General features: G+C 37.6%; 4 protein-coding genes. All 4 read right to left on the bottom strand.

The features are described from left to right. Window positions 1-56: 56 nt before the first annotated feature. Genes C7384_RS08030 through C7384_RS08015 form a run of 4 tightly spaced genes read right to left on the bottom strand, consistent with a single transcriptional unit; the run spans window position 57 to window position 2337 of the window. Window positions 57-824, bottom strand: coding sequence for a conserved phage C-terminal domain-containing protein (locus C7384_RS08030; RefSeq protein WP_089940507.1), 768 nt, complete (start codon window positions 822-824; stop codon window positions 57-59). Between the two features lie 33 nt (window positions 825-857). Next, a complete protein-coding gene (gene ssb / locus C7384_RS08025) occupies window positions 858-1298 on the bottom strand; it encodes a single-stranded DNA-binding protein (RefSeq protein ID WP_089940510.1) in 441 nt (146 codons plus the stop codon). Beyond that, window positions 1298-1927, bottom strand: coding sequence for a Sak single strand annealing protein (locus C7384_RS08020; protein ID WP_089940513.1), 630 nt, complete (start codon window positions 1925-1927; stop codon window positions 1298-1300). The genes ssb and C7384_RS08020 overlap by 1 nt, the downstream gene beginning before the upstream one ends. Window positions 1928-1938: 11 nt before the next feature. Beyond that, entirely contained in the window at window positions 1939-2337 is a 399-nt protein-coding gene (locus tag C7384_RS08015) for a hypothetical protein (RefSeq protein ID WP_116585404.1), read from the bottom strand. Between the last annotated feature and the right edge of the window lie 125 nt (window positions 2338-2462).

Here is a 2462-nt window from a genome sequence, read left to right as displayed (position 1 = left end):
TTCTTGTACTTGCGGCAGCTTATCTAGTGGCTTTAACGCTTCTCCAATTGCCTGCATTACCAATCTCCATACTGTGCTGCTAATCTATCTAGATCACTTTGCTTTTCTTGATTGCTAGACATTTTTTGATTGAGATACGACTCGAACTTAGTCCCGAAAAGTGTTTCTGGGCGAAGATATTGATTCATGTCTGGGCTACCCTTCCACTCTGATACTTTGTTGTCAATCACTCGCTTGAAATCATCTAAATCAAACCCATCGTTGTATCTAGCTTTGATTAGCTTTCTGGTCTTACTAGATTTGTGTTTGAATTTTTTATCTGCTTTGTCGTTCAGATAATCAATTATTTCTGGGTATGGTGTGTGGTCTGGTTCGCCAGAACCGGACAATATATCTTTATTAGATTTACTAATAGATTTACTAATATTATTTACTAATTTGTCGCCAGTTCTGTCTATAGGGTCTCGCCAGTTCTGTCTAACCCCATCGCCAGTTCTGTCTATAGGTCTAGACTGTTCTGTCGTGGTATCTGTTTTACTAGCCATTGTTTCCAACGTCCAAATTTGACGATGGTTATCATCACTAACATGAGTTTTAATTAGACCTAATTTTTTTAGATCAGCTATATAACGAGAAATAGCTCGTTCACTACAACCGTATGTTTCAGCTAAAAATCCATTGCTAGCCGAGCAGTACCCATGTTTTTTTGTTAGCGAGTTAATAATCCCATACAGAAGTTTTGCATCGGCCTTCAACTTGGTGCCATCTTTAAAAGTTGCTTGCATCACTTTTTGGGGGATGATATTAAAATAAGATTGTTCCATTTAGAACTCCTTAATTACACATATACCAATTAATTAAAATGGCAGATCATCATCACTGATATTTACTTCACTTCTGCCAAATTGATTGGATCCAGTTTGATTTGACTGTCGCTGTTCTTGCTGTCCATTTTCCGCCCGACGCTTATCAGCTTCTGCTCGTGATTCAAGTAATGAAAAGTTATCAACTACCAATTCAGTAACGTAAACACGCTGTCCCTGATTGTTTTCATAATTACGTGTTTGCAACCGTCCTTCAACAGCGACTAATGCGCCTTTGCCCGTAAAGTTGGCAAAATTTTCAGCAGCTTTGCGCCAAATAACAGCGTCGATAAAATCTGATTCGCGCTCATTATTTTCATTTTTAAATGACCTTTGTACCGCAATAGTGAACGTTCCAACTGCTGTACCACTTTGCGTATAACGCAGCTCAACATCTTTTGTTAAACGTCCAGTTAGGACTACTCGATTAATCATTATCCAACCGCCTCATTGTTATTTTCTGCTAGCCTATTTTTGACCTCATACGACTTCTGTACCAATTCGTCAATAATCTTATTAGCTTGTTGATAATTTGGACTAATTAACTCTTCGAGAGCTTTAATATTTAATCGCTCATTGACGAAATCTGTTACATCTTTTCCAGAATTTTCCTTAATTATTTTGAGTTTTTTGTTTAACACATTTACTTGATTAGCACTTATCTTTTCTGGTTCAATATCTGGTAAATCTTCCCCAGCATAGATATATAATCCGAGACCAAACATTGCTAAATTTTTAACCAGCGAGCGCATGATAGCCTTATTAACATCAGTAGAAGTTGGATTCAAAACTGCCTTATTACGCATGTCCATAATTGGCAGCCACATTTCACGATTAATACCGTCAATCGTCACGTCTGTAGATACCATGTAACCCGTCTTTGAATCACCAGTGAATAGTCGTCCACCTTCATATTTGCGAACGTTGTAGGTCATATCTGGATAACGCTTCATCACCTCAGATACAGCCCATGGCCAAGATAGATAGCTGAAATTGCCCTTTTTATCGATGTGATCTTTAACATCAATTTCGCTCAATGTTTTAAATACAGAGTTTTCAGTCATTGATATACCTCTCATTCATATTTAAGGCGTTGGCTAGTAGTGTAAACAGTTACCTTGTCTAAATCTGGTTGAATATCTTCGCCATACTTTTCTTTTAACTGTTTCGGTGTTTTTACTTGAACAGCATCCCAGCCATATTTCTTAACAAAAGCCTTCTTTGTTTGCTCCGACTGGTCGATATTGGCGCGCTTTGTCTCGGAAAAGATAATGTGTGGGAATTGTTCTCCTTGATGAAGTCGTTCTTTTAATACCTCGTCAACTTTCTTGAAAGCTATACCGATTTCTTTTTTTCGATAAGCAATATTTTCTAACTGTTGAGGAGTGATATTTTCCAAAAATTTTTTATCGTTTAAATCTTGGACACCAAACTTCTCGCCCCATTGGTCAACAATCATTAATTCGTTATCCATTAGCGTTTCTCCCAATCCAATTCTGTTAAGATGTCATCGCCATCAATATTGTGTGCAAAGATACCAACATTCATATAGCCGTCATGAACTTGCTTAATGTAATCGCCTAGAGACGAACCAGCCAC

The sequence above is a fragment of the Convivina intestini genome, from assembly GCF_003096575.1.
Taxonomy (GTDB): Bacteria; Bacillota; Bacilli; order Lactobacillales; family Lactobacillaceae; genus Convivina; species Convivina intestini.
This window is presented reverse-complemented; position numbering and strand designations above follow the sequence as displayed.

What these genes read in the sequence shown, in the direction of transcription:
- C7384_RS08030 (WP_089940507.1), bottom strand. Translation starts at nt 824, where the DNA reads ATGGAACAATCTTATTTTAATATCATCCCCCAAAAAGTGATGCAAGCA.
- ssb (WP_089940510.1), bottom strand. Translation starts at nt 1,298, where the DNA reads ATGATTAATCGAGTAGTCCTAACTGGACGTTTAACAAAAGATGTTGAG.
- C7384_RS08020 (WP_089940513.1), bottom strand. Translation starts at nt 1,927, where the DNA reads ATGACTGAAAACTCTGTATTTAAAACATTGAGCGAAATTGATGTTAAA.
- C7384_RS08015 (WP_116585404.1), bottom strand. Translation starts at nt 2,337, where the DNA reads ATGGATAACGAATTAATGATTGTTGACCAATGGGGCGAGAAGTTTGGT.